The organism is Microbacterium salitolerans (assembly GCF_019720895.1).
GTDB lineage: Bacteria > Actinomycetota > Actinomycetes > Actinomycetales > Microbacteriaceae > Microbacterium.
In genome coordinates this window covers 112,933-130,080 of record NZ_JAHKSH010000004.1, presented here as the reverse complement: position 1 = coordinate 130,080, position 17,148 = coordinate 112,933, and the positions used below count along the sequence as shown (strand labels likewise).

Below are 17,148 nucleotides of genomic sequence, written 5' to 3'. Positions count from 1 at the left end.
CGTATGCTGGGGACCATGCCCGATTCCTCCGAGAAGGTCGTGTTCCGCTCCGTCATGGGCTGGGTGTGGCTCGCGCTCGCGGGCGGCGTCAGCCTGTTCCTCATCGGCGACATGGCGGTCCGCGGGGGTGCATGGGACGCGTTCCTCGTCGCGCCGTGGCTGCTGGCGGTCTGCTGGCTGGTGTGGGTGTTCCAGGTGGTGCCGCGCATCGTCGCCGACGGGCGCGGCGTGCGCCTGCATAACCTGCTGCGCATCGTCGACCTGCCGTGGTCGGCAGTGGCGGGCGTGCGTCTGCGGTACAGCGCCGAGTTCGACCTGCGCGCCGGCGGCAAGATCACGGCGTGGGGCGGCCACTCGCGCCGCATGCACCTCCAGCTGAAGCGCGCGTCGTCGGATCCAGCGGAGGACGAGGTCGCGCAGCTCGAGCGACTGCACGCGGAGGCCGAGGCCGACGACCGCCCGGTCGAGCGGTCGTGGAACGTGGGCGCGATCGCCGCGGGCGCGCTGATCGTCTGCTGGATCGCGTTCGCGCTCACGGTGACCGGCGGTCCCGTCCTCCCCGGCTGAGTTCGCTGTCGGCGCGAGCCCAGGCGGCCACGGTAGGATGAACTGCCCTGACTCTGGGGCGATTCCCTACCTGCGAAGGACCCCTTACATGGCGCTCGTCCACCGTTCCGATCTCCGAAACGTCGCGATCGTCGCGCACGTCGACCACGGCAAGACCACGCTCGTCGACGCCATGCTGCGACAGACCGGATCCTTCGGCGACCACGAACACGTCGACGAACGCGCGATGGACTCGAACGATCTCGAGCGTGAGAAGGGCATCACGATCCTCGCCAAGAACACGGCGATCACGTACAACGGCGAGCACACCGACGAGCCCGTCACGATCAACGTCATCGACACGCCGGGTCACGCCGACTTCGGCGGCGAGGTCGAGCGCGGCCTGTCGATGGTGCACGGCGTCGTCCTCCTCGTCGACGCATCCGAGGGCCCGCTCCCGCAGACCCGCTTCGTGCTCCGCAAGGCGCTCGAGGCGAAGCTGCCCGTGATCCTCCTCGTCAACAAGACCGACCGTCCCGACTCGCGCATCGAGGAGGTCGAGGGCGAGGCGCAGGACCTGCTCCTCGGTCTCGCGGGCGACCTGGCCGATGACGTGCCCGACCTCGACGTCGATGCGCTGCTCGACGTGCCGGTCGTCTACGCCTCGGGTCGCGCGGGCGTCGCGAGCCGCACGCGGCCCGAGAACGGGTCCCTTCCCGACAGCGAGAACCTCGAGCCGCTGTTCGAGGCGATCCTTCAGCACGTCCCCGCGCCGACGTACGACGACGAGGCGCCGCTGCAGGCCTGGGTCACGAACCTCGACTCCTCGTCCTTCCTGGGCCGCCTCGCGCTGCTGCGCGTGTTCAACGGCACGCTGAAGAAGGGGCAGACGGTCGCCTGGGTTCGCCGCGATGGCACAACGCAGAACGCGCGCATCACCGAGCTGCAGATGACGAAGGCGCTCGACCGCTACCCGGCCGAGCAGGCCGGCCCCGGCGACATCGCCGTCATCGCCGGTTTCGAGGACATCATGATCGGCGAGACGATCGCCGACCCCGACGACATCCGCCCGCTTCCGCAGATCACGATCGACGAGCCGTCGATCTCGATGACGATCGGCACGAACACCTCGCCGCTCGTCGGCAAGGTCAAGGGCCACAAGCTCACGGGTCGCATGGTGAAGGACCGCCTCGACCGCGAGCTCATCGGCAACATGTCGATCCGCGTCAACGACATCGGCAAGCCCGACGCCTGGGAGGTGCAGGGCCGCGGCGAGCTGCAGCTCGCGATCCTCGTCGAGAACATGCGACGCGAGGGCTTCGAGCTCACGGTCGGCAAGCCGCAGGTCGTCACGCGCAAGGGTGAGGACGGCAAGGTCGAGGAGCCCTACGAGCACCTCACGATCGACGTCCCCGAGGAGTACCTCGGCGCCATCACTCAGCTCCTCGCCGGTCGCAAGGGCCGCATGGAGACGATGACCAACCACGGCACGGGCTGGATCCGCATGGAGTTCGTCGTGCCGTCGCGCGGCCTCATCGGCTTCCGCACCGTCTTCCTCTCGACGACGCGCGGAACGGGCATCGCCAACGCGCTCTCGCACGGCTACGGTCCCTGGGCCGGCCAGATCGAGGCGCGCGCGCAGGGCTCGATCGTCGCCGACCGCTCCGGCGTCGTCACCCCGTTCGCGATGATCGCTCTCCAGGAGCGCATGTCGTTCTTCGTCAAGCCGACGGAGGAGGTCTACGAGGGCATGGTCATCGGCGAGAACTCGCGCGCCGACGACATGGACGTGAACATCACCAAGGAGAAGAAGCTCACGAACATGCGCTCGGCCACGGCCGACTCGTTCGAGTCGATGACGCCGCCGCGCATCCTCTCGCTCGAGGAGTCGCTCGAGTTCGCGGGCGAGGACGAGTGCGTCGAGGTCACCCCGGAGACCGTGCGCATTCGCAAGGTGATCCTGTCGCAGACCGAGCGCGGGCGCGCGACGTCGCGCCTCAAGCGCCAGAACTGATCTGCCCCCTCGAACGCGCGGGCTCCCTGGGAGCCCGCGTGTTCGTCGTCTCAGGGCGGGACGTACGCTGGAGAGCATGCGCACTCCCTGGCCCCACCGCATCGCGTCGTGGATCCTCGCGTTCGTCGCGGGTGCCGTGTTCGGCGTCGCCGGCACCATCTCGCATCCGCTCGTCGTCGCCACGTGGATTCCGGTGGGGATGATCGTGGGCGGAATCGGGTGCCTCGCACTGCTCATCGCGACCCGACTGCTGATCGACGACCGGGGAGCGGTGCTCGCCGCGGGCATCGGCATGCTCGCAGCGCTGCTCGTGTACTCGGGCCGCGGCCCCGGCGGATCGGTCGTCGTGCCGCAGGCCGCGGAGGGGGAGTTCCCGTTCGGCATCGTCTGGTCGATCCTGCTGGCGGGCATCGTTCTGGTGGTCGTCGCGTGGCCGAGTATGACGAGGCTCCGCGCGATCGGTAACGAGGCGAAACAGTAAGGCTCGCCTTCGGGGCGTCGCCCCAGATGCGGGCGTAGAATCGGGCACGTGACTTACGTGATCGCCCTTCCCTGCGTGGACGTCAAAGACCGCGCCTGCATCGATGAATGTCCGGTCGACTGCATCTACGAGGGTGAACGCAGCCTCTACATCCACCCCGACGAGTGCGTCGACTGCGGCGCCTGCGAGCCCGTGTGCCCCGTCGAGGCGATCTACTACGAGGATGATCTCCCCGACGAGTGGCAGGACTACTACAAGGCCAACGTCGAGTTCTTCGAGGACGTGGGATCGCCGGGAGGCGCCGCCAAGGTCGGCGTGATCAGCAAGGACCACCCCGTCATCTCCGCCCTTCCCCCGCAGGGCGACTGAGCGACCGACGAGAACAGCTCCGGCGTCGGCGGCGTGCGGAGCAGGACATCGTCCTCCACCGCACGACGGCCGCGCATCGAGCTCTGGAGGAGCCGAATGTCGATCAACGACCTCGACGACTATCCCTGGGACGCCGTCGAGCCGTTGCGTGAGCGCGCGGCGCAGCACCCCGGCGGACTCTGCGACCTGTCGATCGGCTCTCCGATCGATCCGACTCCGCAGGTCATCCGCGATGCGCTCGTGTCGGCGACCGACGCACATGCGTATCCGGCGACGACCGGTTCCGCAGAGCTCCGCGATGCGATCGCGTCCTGGTATGCGCGTCGGCGCGGGGTTCCGGGTCTCGAGCGCCGCAACGTGCTCCCCACCATCGGATCGAAGGAGCTCGTGGCGCTGCTGCCGACGCTCCTCGGCCTGGGGGACGGCGACATCGTCGTGCATCCGCGCGCGGCCTATCCGACGTACGAGGTCGGCGCGCGCGTCGCCGGCGCGACGCCGGTTCCGGCTGACGACCCGTCCGAATGGCCGGAGGGAACCAAGCTCGTCTGGATCAACTCGCCCGGCAATCCCGATGGTCGCGTGTGGAGCGTGGACGAGCTCCGCGCCGCCGTCGAGCGCGCACGCGAGATCGGTGCCGTCCTCGCCAGCGACGAGTGCTATGCCGAGCTCGGGTGGGACGCCCCCTGGGGTGCCGAGCCGATCCCCAGCGTGCTCGACCCGCGTGTCGCGGGCGACACCCGCGAGAATCTCCTGAGCGTGTACTCGCTCAGCAAGCAGTCGAACCTCGCGGGCTATCGCGCGGCGTTCGTCGCGGGCTGCGGCCGCATCGTCGCGCAGCTCCTGAAGAACCGGAAGCATCTCGGTCTGATGCCGCCTGCTCCCGTGCAGCACGCGATGACGGCGGCTCTGGGGGACGACGAGCACGTGCGCGTGCAGAGGGAGATCTATCGCGCGCGCCGCGACACTCTGAAGCCCGCGCTCGAGCAGGCGGGTTTCCGCATCGATGCGAGCGAGGCCGGCCTGTACCTCTGGGCTACGGAGGAACGCGATGCCTGGGATTCGATGGCACGCCTCGCCGAGCTCGGAATCCTGGCCGGGCCCGGTGTGTTCTACGGCGGGTTCTTCCCGCAGCACGTGCGACTGTCTCTCACCGCGTCGGATGAGCGCGTGGCCGCCGCTGCCGACCGGCTGCGCGCGAGCGCTCGCTGACGGTTCGTGGAGATCCACAATCGAAACGGGGGCAACCCTGCCGATTTTCACAGTGACCCCTGTCGCCCGATAGGGTAGTCCGGGACATCCCGCAGAACCCGCGGGCGAGTCCGACCTGTTGCACTGCAAGCACAACACGTGAGGAGGCGCCGTGAGCGACGCGGGAAACCTGCCCGAGAAGGCCACCCTGACAGTCGGCGACAAGACCGCTGAGTTCCCCGTTCTGCCGGCCGTCGACGGCAAGTCCGCGATCGACGTCTCGACCCTGTCGAAGCAGACCGGATACACCGCCCTCGACTACGGCTTCGTGAACACCGCGTCGACGAAGTCGGAGATCACCTACATCGACGGCGAAGCGGGCATCCTGCGCTACCGCGGGTATCCGATCGACCAGCTCGCCGAGAACGCGAGCTTCCTCGAGGTCGCCTGGCTCCTCATCTACGGCGAGCTCCCCACGGCCGACGAGCTCGCCGAGTTCGACGAAAAGATCCGGCACCACACGCTGCTGCACGAAGATCTCAAGCGCTTCTTCTCGGCGCTCCCGTCCGGCGCGCACCCCATGGCGGTCCTCTCCTCGGCCACGTCGGCGCTGTCGACGTACTACGAGGGCCAGTCCGACCCGAACAACCCCGAGCACGTCGAGATGAACATCATCCGCCTGCTCGCGAAGCTTCCCGTCATCGCGGCGTACGCGCACAAGACGTCGAACGGACAGGCGTTCCTCTATCCTGACAACTCGCTCGGGTACGTCGAGAACTTCCTGCGCCTCAACTTCGGCAACATGGCCGAGCCCTACGAGGTCGACCCGGTCATGGCCCGTGCGCTCGAGCGTCTCCTGATCCTCCACGAGGACCACGAGCAGAATGCGTCGACGTCGACCGTGCGTCTCGTCGGTTCGACCGGCGCCGACCAGTTCGCCTCGATCTCGGCGGGCATCCAGGCCCTCTCCGGCCCGCTCCACGGCGGCGCCAACGAGGCCGTCCTCAAGATGCTCGCGCAGATCCGCGACTCGGGCGAGGGCGTCGGCCGCTTCGTCGAGCGTGTCAAGAACAAGGAAGACGGCGTGAAGCTCATGGGCTTCGGGCACCGCGTCTACAAGAACTTCGACCCGCGCGCCACGATCGTCAAGCAGTCGGCCGACGAGGTGCTCGAGGCGCTCGGCGTCAGCGATCCGCTGCTCGACCTCGCAAAGGAGCTCGAGGAGATCGCGCTCGGTGACGAGTACTTCCAGTCGCGCAACCTGTACCCGAACGTCGACTTCTACACGGGCGTCATCTACAAGGCCATGGGCTTCCCGACGCGGGTGTTCACGGTGCTGTTCGCGATCGGCCGCCTTCCGGGCTGGCTCGCTCACTGGCGCGAGAGCAACCTCGATCGCCAGGGCAAGATCGGCCGCCCGCAGCAGCTGTTCCTCGGCGCGGGCGAGCGCCAGTACCCCGGCGCATAGATCCGGCGACGCAAGCGAAAGCGGCCGCCTCCTTCGGGAGAGCGGCCGCTTTCGCGTGCGAGCTGCGGATCAGGCGTGCAGAGTCTCGTTGAGCGTCACTCCCACGCCGGAGCGCACTCGTGCCTCGATGGATCCCGTGACCGAGTTGCGGATGAAGAGCATGCCGTTCGCGCCCGACAGCTGCGCGCCCTTGACGACGCGGGGCGCGCCGTCGGACGTCTTCGGCTCGTCGGCGAGCACGACCTTGGTGCCCGCGGTGACGTAGAGGCCCGCCTCGACGACGCAGTCGTCGCCGAGCGAGATGCCGATGCCGGCGTTGGCGCCCAGGAGCGTGCGCTGGCCGATCGACACGCGATGTGCGCCGCCGCCCGACAGCGTGCCCATGATCGAGGCGCCGCCGCCGATGTCGGATCCGTCGCCGACGACGACGCCCTGCGAGATGCGCCCTTCGACCATGGAGGTGCCGAGCGTGCCGGCGTTGAAGTTCACGAATCCCTCGTGCATGACGACGCTGCCCGGCGCGAGGTGCGCGCCGAGGCGGACGCGCGAGGCGTCGGCGATGCGCACGCCCTCGGGGAGGACGTAGTCGGTCAGCCGGGGGAACTTGTCGACGGCGTACACCTGCACGCCGGCGCGGCGCAGGGCGGGAAGGCGCGTCGCGGCCTCGCTGGCCACCATGGCACCCGCCGTCGTCCAGGCGACGTTCTGGAGATGCCCGAACAGGCCATCGAGGCTGAGGCCGTTGGGAGCGACGAGCAGGTGCGAGAGCGCGTGCAGGCGCAGATAGGCGTCGCTCGTCGACGCGACGGGCGCGTCGAGGTCGATCTCGATGGCGACGACCTCGGTCGTCACATCGCGCCGTTCGTCCGGGCCGGTCTGCGCGGTGAGCGCGTCGCGCTCCGCGTCGACATCGCGGTCGGCGAGGGGGGAGAGGGCGGGAGAAGGGTACCAGGTGTCGAGAACCGTTCCGTCGGACGCGATGGTCGCGATGCCGACGCCGGAAGCCCAGCGGGTGTCAGTCATGGCACCCAGGCTACCGAGGGTCGGCGGGATCCCTCGCGCCGAATAGGCTGGGACGCATGCTCGATCTCACTGCGTCGTCCGCCGACATCACCCGCGCCATCTGCGACATTCCCAGCGAGTCGGGCGATGAGAAGGCGCTGGCCGACGCGGTCGTCGCCGCGCTGCGTCCCTGCGACCACCTCGAGATCGTGCGAGACGGCGACGCGATCGTGGCGCGCACCCAGCTCGGCCGCGACAAGCGCGTCGTCATCGCCGGCCACCTCGACACCGTGCCGATCAACGACAACCTGCCGACCCGTGACATCGTCGAGGGCGGCGAGGACGTCATCTGGGGGCGCGGGAGCGTCGACATGAAGGCGGGCGTGGCCGTGCAGCTCAAGCTCGCCGCCGAGCTCGTGGATCCTGTCGTCGACATCACCTGGGTCTGGTACGACCACGAGGAGGTGGAGGCGACCAAGAACGGCCTCGGCCGTATCGCACGCCACCACCCCGAGCTGCTCGAGGCCGACTTCGCGATCCTAGGGGAGCCGTCGAACGGCGCCGTCGAGGGCGGCTGCAACGGCACGATGCGCGCGGTCATCCGCACGGAGGGCATCCGCGCCCACAGCGCTCGGTGGTGGATGGGGGAGAACGCGATCCACCACGCCGCGTCGCTCCTGCAGCGACTCGCGGAGTACCAGGCGCGCACGGTCGAGGTCGAGGGGCTCGCCTATCGCGAGGGGCTCAACGCCGTGCGCATCGGCGGGGGAGTCGCGGGCAACGTCATCCCCGACGCGTGCGAGATCGAGGTCAACTACCGCTTCGCGCCGAATCTCTCGGGCGACGAGGCCGTCGCGTACGTGCGGCGCGTGTTCGACGGGTTCGACGTCGAGGTGACCGACCTGTCGCCCGGCGCGCGTCCCGGGCTCGACGCCCCGCTCGCGCAGGCGTTCGTCGCCGCCGTCGGCGGCGTGGCCAAGCCGAAATACGGCTGGACGGATGTCGCCCGGTTCAGCGAACTGGGGATCCCGGCCGTCAACTACGGTCCCGGAGATGCGCAGCTCGCGCACCACGACCAGGAGCGGGTGCCCGTGTCGCAGATCGTCGCGGTCGAGCGAGGGCTCCGCGCGTGGCTGACGAGCGCCTGACCGGCCTCTCCGCCCGGCTCCTCGCGCTGCCCGTCTGGGCGCGGGTCCTGATCGTCTATGGGATCGCGCGCGTCGTGACGACGCTGCTGGTGCTCGCGAGCGCGGCGCTCGCACCGGAGAACGGCCGCCACGGCGCGGATCCCTCGATCCTCGACTACATCGTCGGCTGGGATGGCGCGTGGTATCGCGAGATCGCGCTCAACGGGTACCCGACGCAGCTGCCCGTCGGCGAGGACGGTCTCGTGCAGCAGAACGCATGGGCGTTCATGCCCGTGTTCCCGATGCTCGCACGCGCCATGGCCGCTGTCGTCCCCGGTGCGGGGTTCGGATCCGTCGATGTCTGGGCCGTCGCCGACGCGTGGGCGTGGTGCGCCGCGGCCATCTCCCTCGTGGCGGGGTTCTTCGCCTGCTGGGCGCTGCACGCGCTCCTCGCACCGCGCCTCGGCGACGGGTCGGCGCTCTGGGGCGTCGCCTTCCTCGCCGCCGGTCCCCTCGCGCTGATGTTCCAGGTCGCGTACGCCGAGGCGCTGTTCCTCGCCCTCGTCCTCGCCGGTCTCGTGTGTCTCGAGAGGCGGCGGTGGGGGTGGCTCTACGCGATCATTCCCGCCATGGCGTTCACGCGCCCCGGCGTGCTCGCGTTCGCCCTGACGATCGCGCTCTTCGGTCTCTGGCGGCTGCGGCACCGACGCGAGAGGCCCATCCACCGCAGCGAGGTCGTGCACATCCTCGCCCTCGGCGCGATCGGGACGATCACGGGCTTCGCCTGGCCGGTCATCGCCAACGGCGTCACGGGCGACGCATCGGCGTACCTCGACACGGAGCTGTCCTGGCGTCGCGGCTGGATCGGCGGCGACGCGGGCCACTTCCTCCCGGGCGAAGGATGGCTGCAGGCGGCGGACGCGTGGGCGGGCATCTGGGGGATCCCCGCGTGGGCCGGATACGCCCTGCTCGCCGTCATCGCCGCCGCGGCCGTCGGCATGTTCTGGCTGCGGCCCGTGCGCGCACTCGGCGTCGAGACGCGTCTCTGGCTCGCGAGCTATCTCGTCTATCTGGCGTTGGTGCTGTTCCCGCAGTCGAGCGTGCTGCGCCTGCTGCTGCCGCTCGCCCCGCTGGCCGGGGCGGTCGCGGCGATTCCGCTGCTGCGGTCGACGCGGATCCTCATCCTCGCCGTTCTCACGGCCGCCCAGTTCACGTGGATCCACGCCATGTACGGGTATGGGAATACGTTCGCCCTCGTTCCATGAAGATGTGCGTCATCACACGACATTTGAGCGATTCGCGAATAGGTGAGAAACACCTGAGCGATAGAATGGCTCCGACCAATCAGGAAGGGGAGCCACTATGGCTGCTATGAAGCCGCGCACCGGAGACGGACCCATGGAGGCCGTGAAGGAGGGGCGCCTCATCATCGTCCGCGTTCCGCTCGAGGGCGGCGGACGCCTCGTCGTCTCCGTGAACGGCGAGGAGGCGAAGGAGCTTCACCGCGTGCTGGGCACCGCAGTGGAAGCAGCCTGAGCTGATTCGCAGATCGACGGGCCGGAATCCTGAGGGATCCGGCCCGTCGTCGCATATGGAGAGGTCAGCTTGTCTTCGCCGTGGTGATCTGCAGGAGGCCCTCGCCAGCTGTCGACAGCGACGACACGACGGCGGAGGATCCGAGCGTCTCGGTGATGAGCCCGCGGAAATCGGCCGTGATCTCGTCGCGCGCGACCGGATCCGCCACCTTGCCCCCGTGGAGGACGCGGGGCACGAGCACGACGCCGCCGGGGCGCGCGAGGCGCAGTCCGTGCGCGACGTAGTCGATGACACCGGCGAGGTCGGCGTCGATCATGACGATGTCGTATGCCTGTTCATTCATGCGGGGGAGCACGTCGGCCGCGCGCCCTGTGATGTATCGCACGCGGGAGGACGGGACGCGGGCGGCCGCGAACGCCGAGCGGGCGGCCGCGAGGTGCTCGGGCTCCTTGTCGATCGTCGTGAGCACGGCATCCGGCGCGCCGTGCAGCAGCCACAGTCCGGAGACACCCGCGCCCGTGCCGATCTCGATCATGGATCGCGCGCCGGCCGCGGCGGCGATCACCGCGCACTGCGCGCCGACGACGGGGCTCAGCGGAGCAGCACCGAGTTCGAGAGCGTGCTGGCGGGCGCGAACGATGTGATCGGGTTCGATGGTCGCCTCACGAACGAAACGTGCCACGGCGCTCTCACTCATGCGCTCCACCTTATGCCGTGATGCCTGACCGCCCGCACAGGGCGGGACGTGTCACGAGCAGCCGCCTCGCGGCACTAACCTGAGAGTCATGTTCAGTGGGTTCGCGATCGAGAAGATCGTCATCATCGGCGTGATCGCCGCGATCCTCATCGGGCCGGAACGTCTTCCTCAGGCCGCGCAGTGGCTGGGCCGCACCACCAGGCAGATCAAGTCGTACATCCAGGGCGCGCGCACGCGCGTGCAGGACGAGATGGGCGACGAGATGGCCGACGTCGACTGGCAGAAGCTCGACCCGCGCCAGTACGACCCTCGACGCATCATCCGCGAGGCGCTGCTCGACGACGACGAGCCCGCCGCGGCCGCACCTGCCGCCGCCAGGGCTGTCCAGCCTCCGCGGACGTCGCCGCTCGTCGCCCGCACGTTCTCCGCAGAAGAGCCGCCGCCGTTCGACGACGAAGCGACCTGATCTCGGCTCAGCCCGTCGAGACCGGCAGCCTGCGGCCGGCGAGGCTCCGGCCGCGCTCGGCGATCCGACCCGCCAGCTCGTCGATCGCGCGGGCGCTCGGATCCTCCGGGTGCGCGACGACGATCGGGGTCCCATCGTCGCCTGCGGTCCGCAGAGCCGGACTCAGGGGGACCGACGCGAGCACCGGCACGTCCTGCTCGTCGTTCGTGAGCGCGCGGGAGACCTCCTCGCCGCCGCCGGAGCCGAACAACTCGAGCGTCGTGCCGTCGGGCATCGGCATGGCCGCCATGTTCTCGACGACGCCGATGACGCGCTGACCGACCTGTCTGGCCACGAGACCCGAGCGGATGGCGACGTCGCTTGCGGCGCGCTGCGGCGTCGTGACGACCAGAACCTCCGCACCCGGGAGCAGATGCCCCGCCGAGATCGCGATGTCGCCCGTGCCCGGCGGCATGTCGAGCAGCAGCACGTCGAGGTCGCCGAAGAACACATCCGTGAGGAACTGCTCGAGCGTGCGGTGCAGCATCGGCCCGCGCCACATGACGGCGCCGGGCGCGGATCCATCGGACTGCCGGAGGAACATGCCGATCGAGATCGCCTTCACGTCGTGCGCGACGGGCGGGAGGATGAGCTCGCCCACCTGCGTCGGAGACGGGGCCTCGCCGCCCTGGACGAGCCCCAGCAGCTGCGGAATCGAGAAGCCGTGCACATCGGCGTCGATGAGCCCCACAGAGAGCCCTCGCTGCGCGAGTGCGACCGCGAGGTTCGCCGTGACGGTCGACTTTCCGACGCCGCCCTTGCCGCTCGTGACGGCGATGACGCGCGTGAGGGTTCCCTCGCCGAACGGGTTGCGCTTCTTCGGGCCGCGCAGCTTCTCCGTCAGCGCCTGACGCTCGGCGGGCGTCATGACGCCGACGGCGATCGCCGCGCGTCCCGCGCCGGCGACCGACTCCGCCGCCTCGCGCACGTCGCGCTCGATGCGCTGCGCGGCGGGGCAGCCCGCGATCGTCAGGACGATCTCGACGCGCACCTCGTCGCCGTCGGCGGTGACGCCCTTCACCATGTCGAGCTCGGCGAGGGGCCGGCGCAGCTCGGGGTCTGTCACGCGGCCCACGGCCTCGCGCACGCGGTCGGCCAGGGGAGCGGATGTCATCTCAGCGGTTCTCCGAAGGTGTCGTGTCGTCGGCGTCCTGCTCGTCGAGCTCGTGCAGCGCGCGGGTGAGCTCTTCGCGGAGCATGTCGCGGCTCAGGGTGCGCTTCTCGAGATCCTCGAGCGTGAGGCGCAGGGCGACGATCTCGCGGGCGAGGTACTCGGTGTCGGCGAGATTGCGCTCCGCGCGCTGGCGGTCCTGTTCGAGCGAGACGCGGTCGCGGTCGTCCTGGCGATTCTGCGCGAGCAGGATGAGCGGCGCCGCGTAGGACGCCTGCAGCGACAGGATGAGCGTGAGGGCCGTGAAGCCGATCGCGGCCGAGTCGAAGCGCCACTGCTGCGGGGCCAGTGTGTTCCAGGCCATCCACGCGACGCAGAACAGCGTGAGGATCACGAGGAACCACGGTGTTCCCATCGCGCGCGCGATCCACTCGGTCGCCTGTCCGAATCGATCGCTCGCGGTGGGGGTCTCCTCGCCGAGGCTCGGTCGCCGGCCACGCGTGAAGCCGCGGTTGTGTGCGCGCGCCATCAGCGTGCCACCGTCGGGATGGATCCGGTCATGAGCGGAATCGGGTCGTCCTCATCGTGCGAGCGCCAGTCGTCCGGGAGCAGGAAGTCGAGCATGTCGTCGACCGTGACGGCGCCGAGCAGGCGGTGCGCCTTGTCGACGACGGGCATGGAGACGAGGTCGTAGCTCGCGAGCCGGCGTGCGACCTCGGCCGCGGGCGCCGTCGCCTGCACGGGCTCGACGGAATCGTCGAGGATCGCGCCGATGCGCTCGTGCGGGGGATAGCGCAGCATGCGCTGGAAGTGCACGGCCCCGAGGTAGCGTCCGGTGGGCGTCTCGTACGGCGGGAGCGTCACGAAGACGCTCGCGGCGAGCGCCGGGTGCAGCTCATGGCGACGGATCAGTGCGAGCGCTTCGGCGATCGTCGCGTCCGCGGGGAGGATGATCGGCTCGGTCGTCATGAGCCCACCGGCCGTGTCCGGCCCGTAGCGGAGGATGAGGCGCACATCGTCGGCCTCATCGGGCTCCATCAGCTGGAGCAGCTCCTCGCTGCGCTCGTCGCCGAGCTCCGCCAGGACGTCGGCGGCGTCATCGGGATCCATCTCGTCGAGCACATCGGCGGCGCGTTCGTCGCCGATGGCCTCCAGGATCTGCACCTGCCGCTCCTCCGGCATCTCCTCGAGCGCGTCGGCGAGGCGCTCGTCGTTCAGCTCGGCGACCACCTCGATCATGCGGCCCGTCGGCAGGTCGAGCAGTGTGTTGGCCAGGTCGGCGGGGCGCAGCTCCGCGAAGCTCTGCGCGAGCTGCTCGGCCGAGTGCGCCTCTCCCGGCTTCTTCCGCTCCTGAACCTGCGACCAGCTCGCGAATGTCGTCGGACCCTTCGAGAAGGGCGACGCGCTCGTGCGCGGCCGGCGCAGGAAGAGCTGGCTGATCGCCCACTCCCCGATGCGGTTCGGCTCGATGCCGACATCTTCGATTGTCGCGGATCCGTCGCCGTCCGTGAGGTCCACGCGGCGGCCGATGATCTCGGCCATGATCCGGCGCTCGTCGGCGCGGGGCTGGAAACGGCGCACGTTGATGAGGCCGGTCGTGATGATCTGGCCCTGCGCGATCGACGTCACCCGGCCGATCGACACGAACACCTGGCGGCGCCCCGGGATCTCGAGCACGAGGCCGATCACGCGGGGCGCGCCGGAACTTCGGTACACGACGACCACATCGCGCACCTTCCCGAGTCGATCACCCGCCGGATCGAACACGGGACAACCGGCCAGGCGACCGACGAAGACCCTCTGTGTGCTCACGCCCCCAGCGTAGTCGGGACGAGCCGATGCCCGGTCGTCGCGAGAGGATCGACTCTCACAGACCGCGCATAGCCGGCGCATCGGCCCGCACGTGCGGTGCGTGGGACAATCGGGTCATGAGCATGATCAACGCCGCCGCCCGAACCCCCGAGGTGGGGGAGACCGTCGCGACCTACGCGAAGTACGAGGGCGCGCAGAAGGCGGTGTCCCAGCTGATCGCCGAGAACGTGCCGGCGCGGGACATCGCGATCGTCGGCAGCGCGCTGCGGTCGGTCGAGAAGGTGACGGGCAAGCTCGGCTGGGCGCAGGCCGCCTGGCAGGGGGCGCTCAACGGCGTCATGCTCGGCCTGCTCTTCGCGGCGTTCACGGTCATCTGGGTCCCGCAGATCGACATGGCGATGCTCGGAGGCGTTCTCCTGATCGGCGTCGGGCTCGGCATGCTCTTCCGCATCCTCAGCTACACCGTCGTGCGACGTCGCCGCGACTACGCGAGCGTCATGACGGTCGCCGCCGACCACTACGAGGTCGCCGTCGCCTCGGCGCACGTCACAGAAGCGCGCCGTGTGCTCGGCACGACGAAGCCGCGGACGACCGTGGTGCAGCCGCCGTCGAACGAGCCGCCGCGCTACGGTGTGCGCATCGCCGACCAGAAGTCGTCGGCTCCTGCCGCTGCGGCGTCCGCGCCCGCCGATGCCGCCATCCCGCCCGAGGCGCCCGCCGCAGGCGAGGAGCCGCGTGAGAACGCGGACGGCCCGGCGCATCCCGAAGGATCCGCCGGGCCCGAGTCAGGTGATCAGCCGCGCGACTGAGCGATCCACGCCTCGACCTCGTCGGCCGTGCGCGGGATGTTCGCCGAGAGGTTGACCGGACCGTCCTCGGTCATGAGGATGTCGTCTTCGATGCGGACGCCGATGCCGCGATACTCTTGCGGCACGGTCTCGTCATCGATCTGGAAGTACAGGCCGGGCTCGATCGTGAAGACCATTCCGGGCGTCACCTCGCCCTCGTAGTACATCTCGCGACGCGCCTGCGCGCAGTCGTGCACGTCGAGACCGAGGTGATGGCTCGTACCGTGCACCATGTAGCGCCGCTGGTGGCCGCCCTTGTCGGCGTCGAGCGCCTCCTCTGCGGTGACGGGGAGGAGCCCCCACTCGGCCGTGCGCTCCGCGATGACCCGCATCGCGGTGTTGTGGAGGTCGAGGAACTTCATGCCGGGCCGCGCGGCCGCGAACGCGGCGTCGGCCGCCTCGCGCACCGTCTCGTAGATCTTGCGCTGGATCGGGGTGAACGTGCCGCTCACGGGCAGGGTGCGGGTGATGTCGGCGGTGTAGAGGCTGTCCAGCTCGACGCCGGCGTCGATGAGGATGAGGTCGCCCGGCAGCACGGCGCCGTCGTTGCGCGTCCAGTGCAGGTAGCAGGCGTGGGGGCCGGACGCTGCGATCGTGTCGTAGCCCTCCCAGTTGCCGTCGCTGCGGGCGCGCAGGTGGAACACGCCTTCGACGACGCGCTCCCCGCGAGGGTGGTCGATGATGCGCGGGAGGTCGCGCACGATGTCGTCGAAGCCCTTCGCCGTGGTGTCTACCGCGAGCTGCATCTGACCGACCTCGTACTCGTCCTTCTCGAGGCGCAGCTCCGAGACGGCGCGCGTGAGAGCCTCGTGCACGCCGACCACGAGGTCCTCGTCGCCCGACGCGAAGTTCTCGAGGTGGTCGGTGCGCAGGCCGAGGTCGGTCGAGACAGCCGCGAGCGAGGGGCGCGGACCGACCCAGAACTCGCCGATCGTCGCGTCGCGGTAGAATTCCTCGGCCTCGCGCGTCGCGCGATCGCGGACGAAGAGCGACACGTCGTGGCCGTCGTCCGTCGGGTCGAACACGAGCACCGAGTCGGCGACGGCGTCCGCGCCCCAGCCGGTGAGGTGAGCGAAGGCCGAGTGGGCGCGGAACGGGTAGTCGGTGTCGTTGCTGCGCTGCTTGAAAGACCCCGCGGGGATCACGAGTCGCTGGCCGGGGAACGCGGCGCTCAGCTTCGCGCGGCGCTTTGCCGCGAAGGGGGCCTGCGCCCTCGGAGCGGGCAGGGTGTCGGGGCGATCGGCCCAACCCGTCGAGATCGTGTCCAGGAAGCCCTGCGGGAACGGCTGGCGGCGGTTCGTGTTCGAATCCGTCTGCGTCTCGTCGTCGGCCTGGGCCTTTTCGGTGGTGTCGCGGGTCGAAGTCATGCTCTCAGTCTCTCATCGAGGGCCGCGAGCGTCACCCGCCCGATCAGCCGACGGGCTCCAGCTGCACGACGAGGGGCCGGTGGTCGCTGCCCGTGTCGTCGAGGTTGGTGAGCACGACGGATCCGCTCGGCTTCCACGCGGACGAGGCGAGGACGTGGTCGATGGGGGAGCCGAGGATCATCGGCAAGGACGTCGGCCAGGTGCCCGCCGCGCCGTTTCCGGTCTGAGCCGCCGCATCGCGGCAGAATCCCATGTCGTTCGAGCCCACGCCCAGCTCGGCCATGTGATCGACGGTGGCGTTGAAGTCGCCGACCAGGATGACGTTGCCGTCGACGCACTGATCGGCGAGCCAGCGCAGGTCGCTCCGCCAGGCGTCCATGTACTCGAGCTGCGGCGCGACGGCGTGGGCGGCGACGACGATCGGACCGGCGCCGTCGACGGGCATCGCGACGGCCGTCGGCAGCATCGTCGTCCCCTCGTTCGACGCGTCGATGACCGAGTAGTCGCCGAGATCGGGGGAGATGAGGATCGTGGTCTGCCACGCCTGCGGACCGCGCTCGATCTCCTCGTTGTACGACTCGTTGTGCACCCACATGGGGCGTCCGAGCTCGCGCATGAGGAGGGCGACCTCCTCGCCGACCGCGCCGTTCGTCTCGGGGAGCGCGACGATGTCGGCGTCCATCGCGACGGCCGTCTGCGCGATCGACTCCGCACCTGGCGCGCTGCCCGCGGTGTTCCAGGTCATCACGCGCACGCTGTCGGCGTTCCGCTCGGGCAGGTCCGTGGATCCGTACCCCCGGAGCCCCAGGGTCACCCCGCCGCAGATCGCAGCGAGGACGCTCACGATGGCCATCGACAGCGCGAAGCCCCGAATCCGGCGCGACGCCGCGAACAGGAGGAACAGCACCGACAGCAGCGCGAAGACCGCGACGACGGATCCTCGCAGCGCGACGATCTGCACGAAGGGGAACACCTGCTCGAGCCGGAAGAACTGCGGCCACGTGATGACGGCGGCGGCGCACGCGAAGAGCACAGTGATCAGGACTCCCAGCCAGCGCAGCACGGGGCGACACTAAC

General features: G+C 69.7%; 18 protein-coding genes. 11 read left to right on the top strand and 7 right to left on the bottom strand.

What is annotated here, in order from left to right:
* Window positions 1–15 precede the first annotated feature (15 nt).
* From KOL93_RS10200 to KOL93_RS10175, 6 genes are all read left to right on the top strand, one after another.
* Window positions 16–567, top strand: a complete 552-nt coding sequence (locus tag KOL93_RS10200; protein ID WP_221585256.1) for a PH domain-containing protein — start codon at window positions 16–18, stop codon at window positions 565–567.
* A gap of 88 nt (window positions 568–655) precedes the next feature.
* Window positions 656–2,560, top strand: a complete 1,905-nt coding sequence (typA, locus tag KOL93_RS10195) for a translational GTPase TypA (RefSeq protein WP_221585255.1) — start codon at window positions 656–658, stop codon at window positions 2,558–2,560.
* A gap of 76 nt (window positions 2,561–2,636) precedes the next feature.
* Window positions 2,637–3,041 carry a histidinol dehydrogenase gene (locus tag KOL93_RS10190; RefSeq protein WP_221585254.1) on the top strand — a complete coding sequence of 135 codons (405 nt, stop codon included), beginning with the start codon at window positions 2,637–2,639 and terminating at the stop codon, window positions 3,039–3,041.
* 48 nt (window positions 3,042–3,089) lie between these two features.
* On the top strand, window positions 3,090–3,410 hold the full coding sequence (fdxA, locus tag KOL93_RS10185; protein WP_221585253.1) for a ferredoxin: 321 nt from the start codon (window positions 3,090–3,092) through the stop codon (window positions 3,408–3,410).
* Window positions 3,411–3,506: 96 nt separating this feature from the next.
* Entirely contained in the window at window positions 3,507–4,619 is a 1,113-nt protein-coding gene (gene dapC / locus KOL93_RS10180; RefSeq protein ID WP_221585252.1) for a succinyldiaminopimelate transaminase, read from the top strand.
* Window positions 4,620–4,770: 151 nt separating this feature from the next.
* Complete coding sequence (locus KOL93_RS10175; protein ID WP_221585251.1) at window positions 4,771–6,066, top strand: citrate synthase; 1,296 nt, start codon at window positions 4,771–4,773, stop codon at window positions 6,064–6,066.
* Between the two features lie 69 nt (window positions 6,067–6,135).
* On the opposite strand, the gene dapD is transcribed toward KOL93_RS10175, so the two are convergent.
* Window positions 6,136–7,089 carry a 2,3,4,5-tetrahydropyridine-2,6-dicarboxylate N-succinyltransferase gene (dapD, locus tag KOL93_RS10170; RefSeq protein WP_221585250.1) on the bottom strand — a complete coding sequence of 318 codons (954 nt, stop codon included), beginning with the start codon at window positions 7,087–7,089 and terminating at the stop codon, window positions 6,136–6,138.
* Between the two features lie 56 nt (window positions 7,090–7,145).
* On the opposite strand from dapD, the gene dapE reads away from it, so the two are divergent.
* The 3 genes from dapE to KOL93_RS10155 all read left to right on the top strand — a co-directional run bounded on the left by dapE (window position 7,146) and on the right by KOL93_RS10155 (window position 9,731).
* Window positions 7,146–8,216, top strand: coding sequence for a succinyl-diaminopimelate desuccinylase (gene dapE, locus KOL93_RS10165; RefSeq protein ID WP_221585249.1), 1,071 nt, complete (start codon window positions 7,146–7,148; stop codon window positions 8,214–8,216).
* Window positions 8,198–9,460 (top strand): hypothetical protein, encoded by a 1,263-nt coding sequence (locus KOL93_RS10160; protein ID WP_308291609.1) that lies wholly within the window; start codon window positions 8,198–8,200, stop codon window positions 9,458–9,460. Before dapE ends, KOL93_RS10160 begins: the two co-directional genes overlap by 19 nt.
* A gap of 97 nt (window positions 9,461–9,557) precedes the next feature.
* Complete coding sequence (locus tag KOL93_RS10155) at window positions 9,558–9,731, top strand: DUF3117 domain-containing protein (RefSeq protein ID WP_221585248.1); 174 nt, start codon at window positions 9,558–9,560, stop codon at window positions 9,729–9,731.
* Between the two features lie 64 nt (window positions 9,732–9,795).
* Here the strand turns inward: KOL93_RS10155 and KOL93_RS10150 are convergent, their stop codons facing one another.
* On the bottom strand, window positions 9,796–10,428 hold the full coding sequence (locus KOL93_RS10150) for an O-methyltransferase (protein WP_221585247.1): 633 nt from the start codon (window positions 10,426–10,428) through the stop codon (window positions 9,796–9,798).
* A gap of 88 nt (window positions 10,429–10,516) precedes the next feature.
* Between KOL93_RS10150 and KOL93_RS10145 the strand changes: the two genes are divergently transcribed.
* Window positions 10,517–10,894 (top strand): twin-arginine translocase TatA/TatE family subunit, encoded by a 378-nt coding sequence (locus KOL93_RS10145; RefSeq protein WP_221585246.1) that lies wholly within the window; start codon window positions 10,517–10,519, stop codon window positions 10,892–10,894.
* A 7-nt stretch (window positions 10,895–10,901) separates the two neighbouring features.
* Here KOL93_RS10145 and KOL93_RS10140 read toward each other — a convergent pair whose 3' ends face one another.
* The 3 genes from KOL93_RS10140 to KOL93_RS10130 are packed head-to-tail and all read right to left on the bottom strand — an operon-like array spanning window position 10,902 to window position 13,856.
* Complete coding sequence (locus tag KOL93_RS10140) at window positions 10,902–12,047, bottom strand: Mrp/NBP35 family ATP-binding protein (protein WP_221585245.1); 1,146 nt, start codon at window positions 12,045–12,047, stop codon at window positions 10,902–10,904.
* Between the two features lies 1 nt (window position 12,048).
* Window positions 12,049–12,573, bottom strand: coding sequence for a DUF1003 domain-containing protein (locus KOL93_RS10135; RefSeq protein ID WP_221585244.1), 525 nt, complete (start codon window positions 12,571–12,573; stop codon window positions 12,049–12,051).
* Window positions 12,573–13,856 (bottom strand): magnesium transporter MgtE N-terminal domain-containing protein, encoded by a 1,284-nt coding sequence (locus KOL93_RS10130; protein WP_221585243.1) that lies wholly within the window; start codon window positions 13,854–13,856, stop codon window positions 12,573–12,575. Before KOL93_RS10130 ends, KOL93_RS10135 begins: the two co-directional genes overlap by 1 nt.
* 116 nt (window positions 13,857–13,972) lie before the next feature.
* Here KOL93_RS10130 and KOL93_RS10125 point away from each other — a divergent pair, with 116 nt between their 5' ends.
* Window positions 13,973–14,665, top strand: a complete 693-nt coding sequence (locus tag KOL93_RS10125; protein ID WP_221585242.1) for a YflT domain-containing protein — start codon at window positions 13,973–13,975, stop codon at window positions 14,663–14,665.
* Here the strand turns inward: KOL93_RS10125 and KOL93_RS10120 are convergent.
* On the bottom strand, window positions 14,650–16,071 hold the full coding sequence (locus KOL93_RS10120) for an aminopeptidase P family protein (protein ID WP_221585241.1): 1,422 nt from the start codon (window positions 16,069–16,071) through the stop codon (window positions 14,650–14,652). The genes KOL93_RS10125 and KOL93_RS10120 overlap by 16 nt on opposite strands.
* Window positions 16,072–16,114: 43 nt before the next feature.
* The gene (locus tag KOL93_RS10115) at window positions 16,115–17,134 is read right to left on the bottom strand and encodes an endonuclease/exonuclease/phosphatase family protein (protein WP_221585240.1); all 1,020 of its coding nucleotides are present in this window, start codon (window positions 17,132–17,134) and stop codon (window positions 16,115–16,117) included.
* Window positions 17,135–17,148 lie beyond the last annotated feature (14 nt).

Excerpts from the sequence above, each read along its gene's own strand:
- KOL93_RS10145 (WP_221585246.1), top strand. The coding sequence starts at position 10,517 with ATGTTCAGTGGGTTCGCGATCGAGAAGATCGTCATCATCGGCGTGATC.
- KOL93_RS10155 (WP_221585248.1), top strand. The coding sequence starts at position 9,558 with ATGGCTGCTATGAAGCCGCGCACCGGAGACGGACCCATGGAGGCCGTG.
- KOL93_RS10150 (WP_221585247.1), bottom strand. The coding sequence starts at position 10,428 with ATGAGTGAGAGCGCCGTGGCACGTTTCGTTCGTGAGGCGACCATCGAA.
- dapE (WP_221585249.1), top strand. The coding sequence starts at position 7,146 with ATGCTCGATCTCACTGCGTCGTCCGCCGACATCACCCGCGCCATCTGC.
- KOL93_RS10135 (WP_221585244.1), bottom strand. The coding sequence starts at position 12,573 with ATGGCGCGCGCACACAACCGCGGCTTCACGCGTGGCCGGCGACCGAGC.
- KOL93_RS10125 (WP_221585242.1), top strand. The coding sequence starts at position 13,973 with ATGAGCATGATCAACGCCGCCGCCCGAACCCCCGAGGTGGGGGAGACC.
- dapC (WP_221585252.1), top strand. The coding sequence starts at position 3,507 with ATGTCGATCAACGACCTCGACGACTATCCCTGGGACGCCGTCGAGCCG.
- typA (WP_221585255.1), top strand. The coding sequence starts at position 656 with ATGGCGCTCGTCCACCGTTCCGATCTCCGAAACGTCGCGATCGTCGCG.
- KOL93_RS10120 (WP_221585241.1), bottom strand. The coding sequence starts at position 16,071 with ATGACTTCGACCCGCGACACCACCGAAAAGGCCCAGGCCGACGACGAG.
- KOL93_RS10200 (WP_221585256.1), top strand. The coding sequence starts at position 16 with ATGCCCGATTCCTCCGAGAAGGTCGTGTTCCGCTCCGTCATGGGCTGG.
- dapD (WP_221585250.1), bottom strand. The coding sequence starts at position 7,089 with ATGACTGACACCCGCTGGGCTTCCGGCGTCGGCATCGCGACCATCGCG.
- KOL93_RS10140 (WP_221585245.1), bottom strand. The coding sequence starts at position 12,047 with ATGACATCCGCTCCCCTGGCCGACCGCGTGCGCGAGGCCGTGGGCCGC.
- KOL93_RS10190 (WP_221585254.1), top strand. The coding sequence starts at position 2,637 with ATGCGCACTCCCTGGCCCCACCGCATCGCGTCGTGGATCCTCGCGTTC.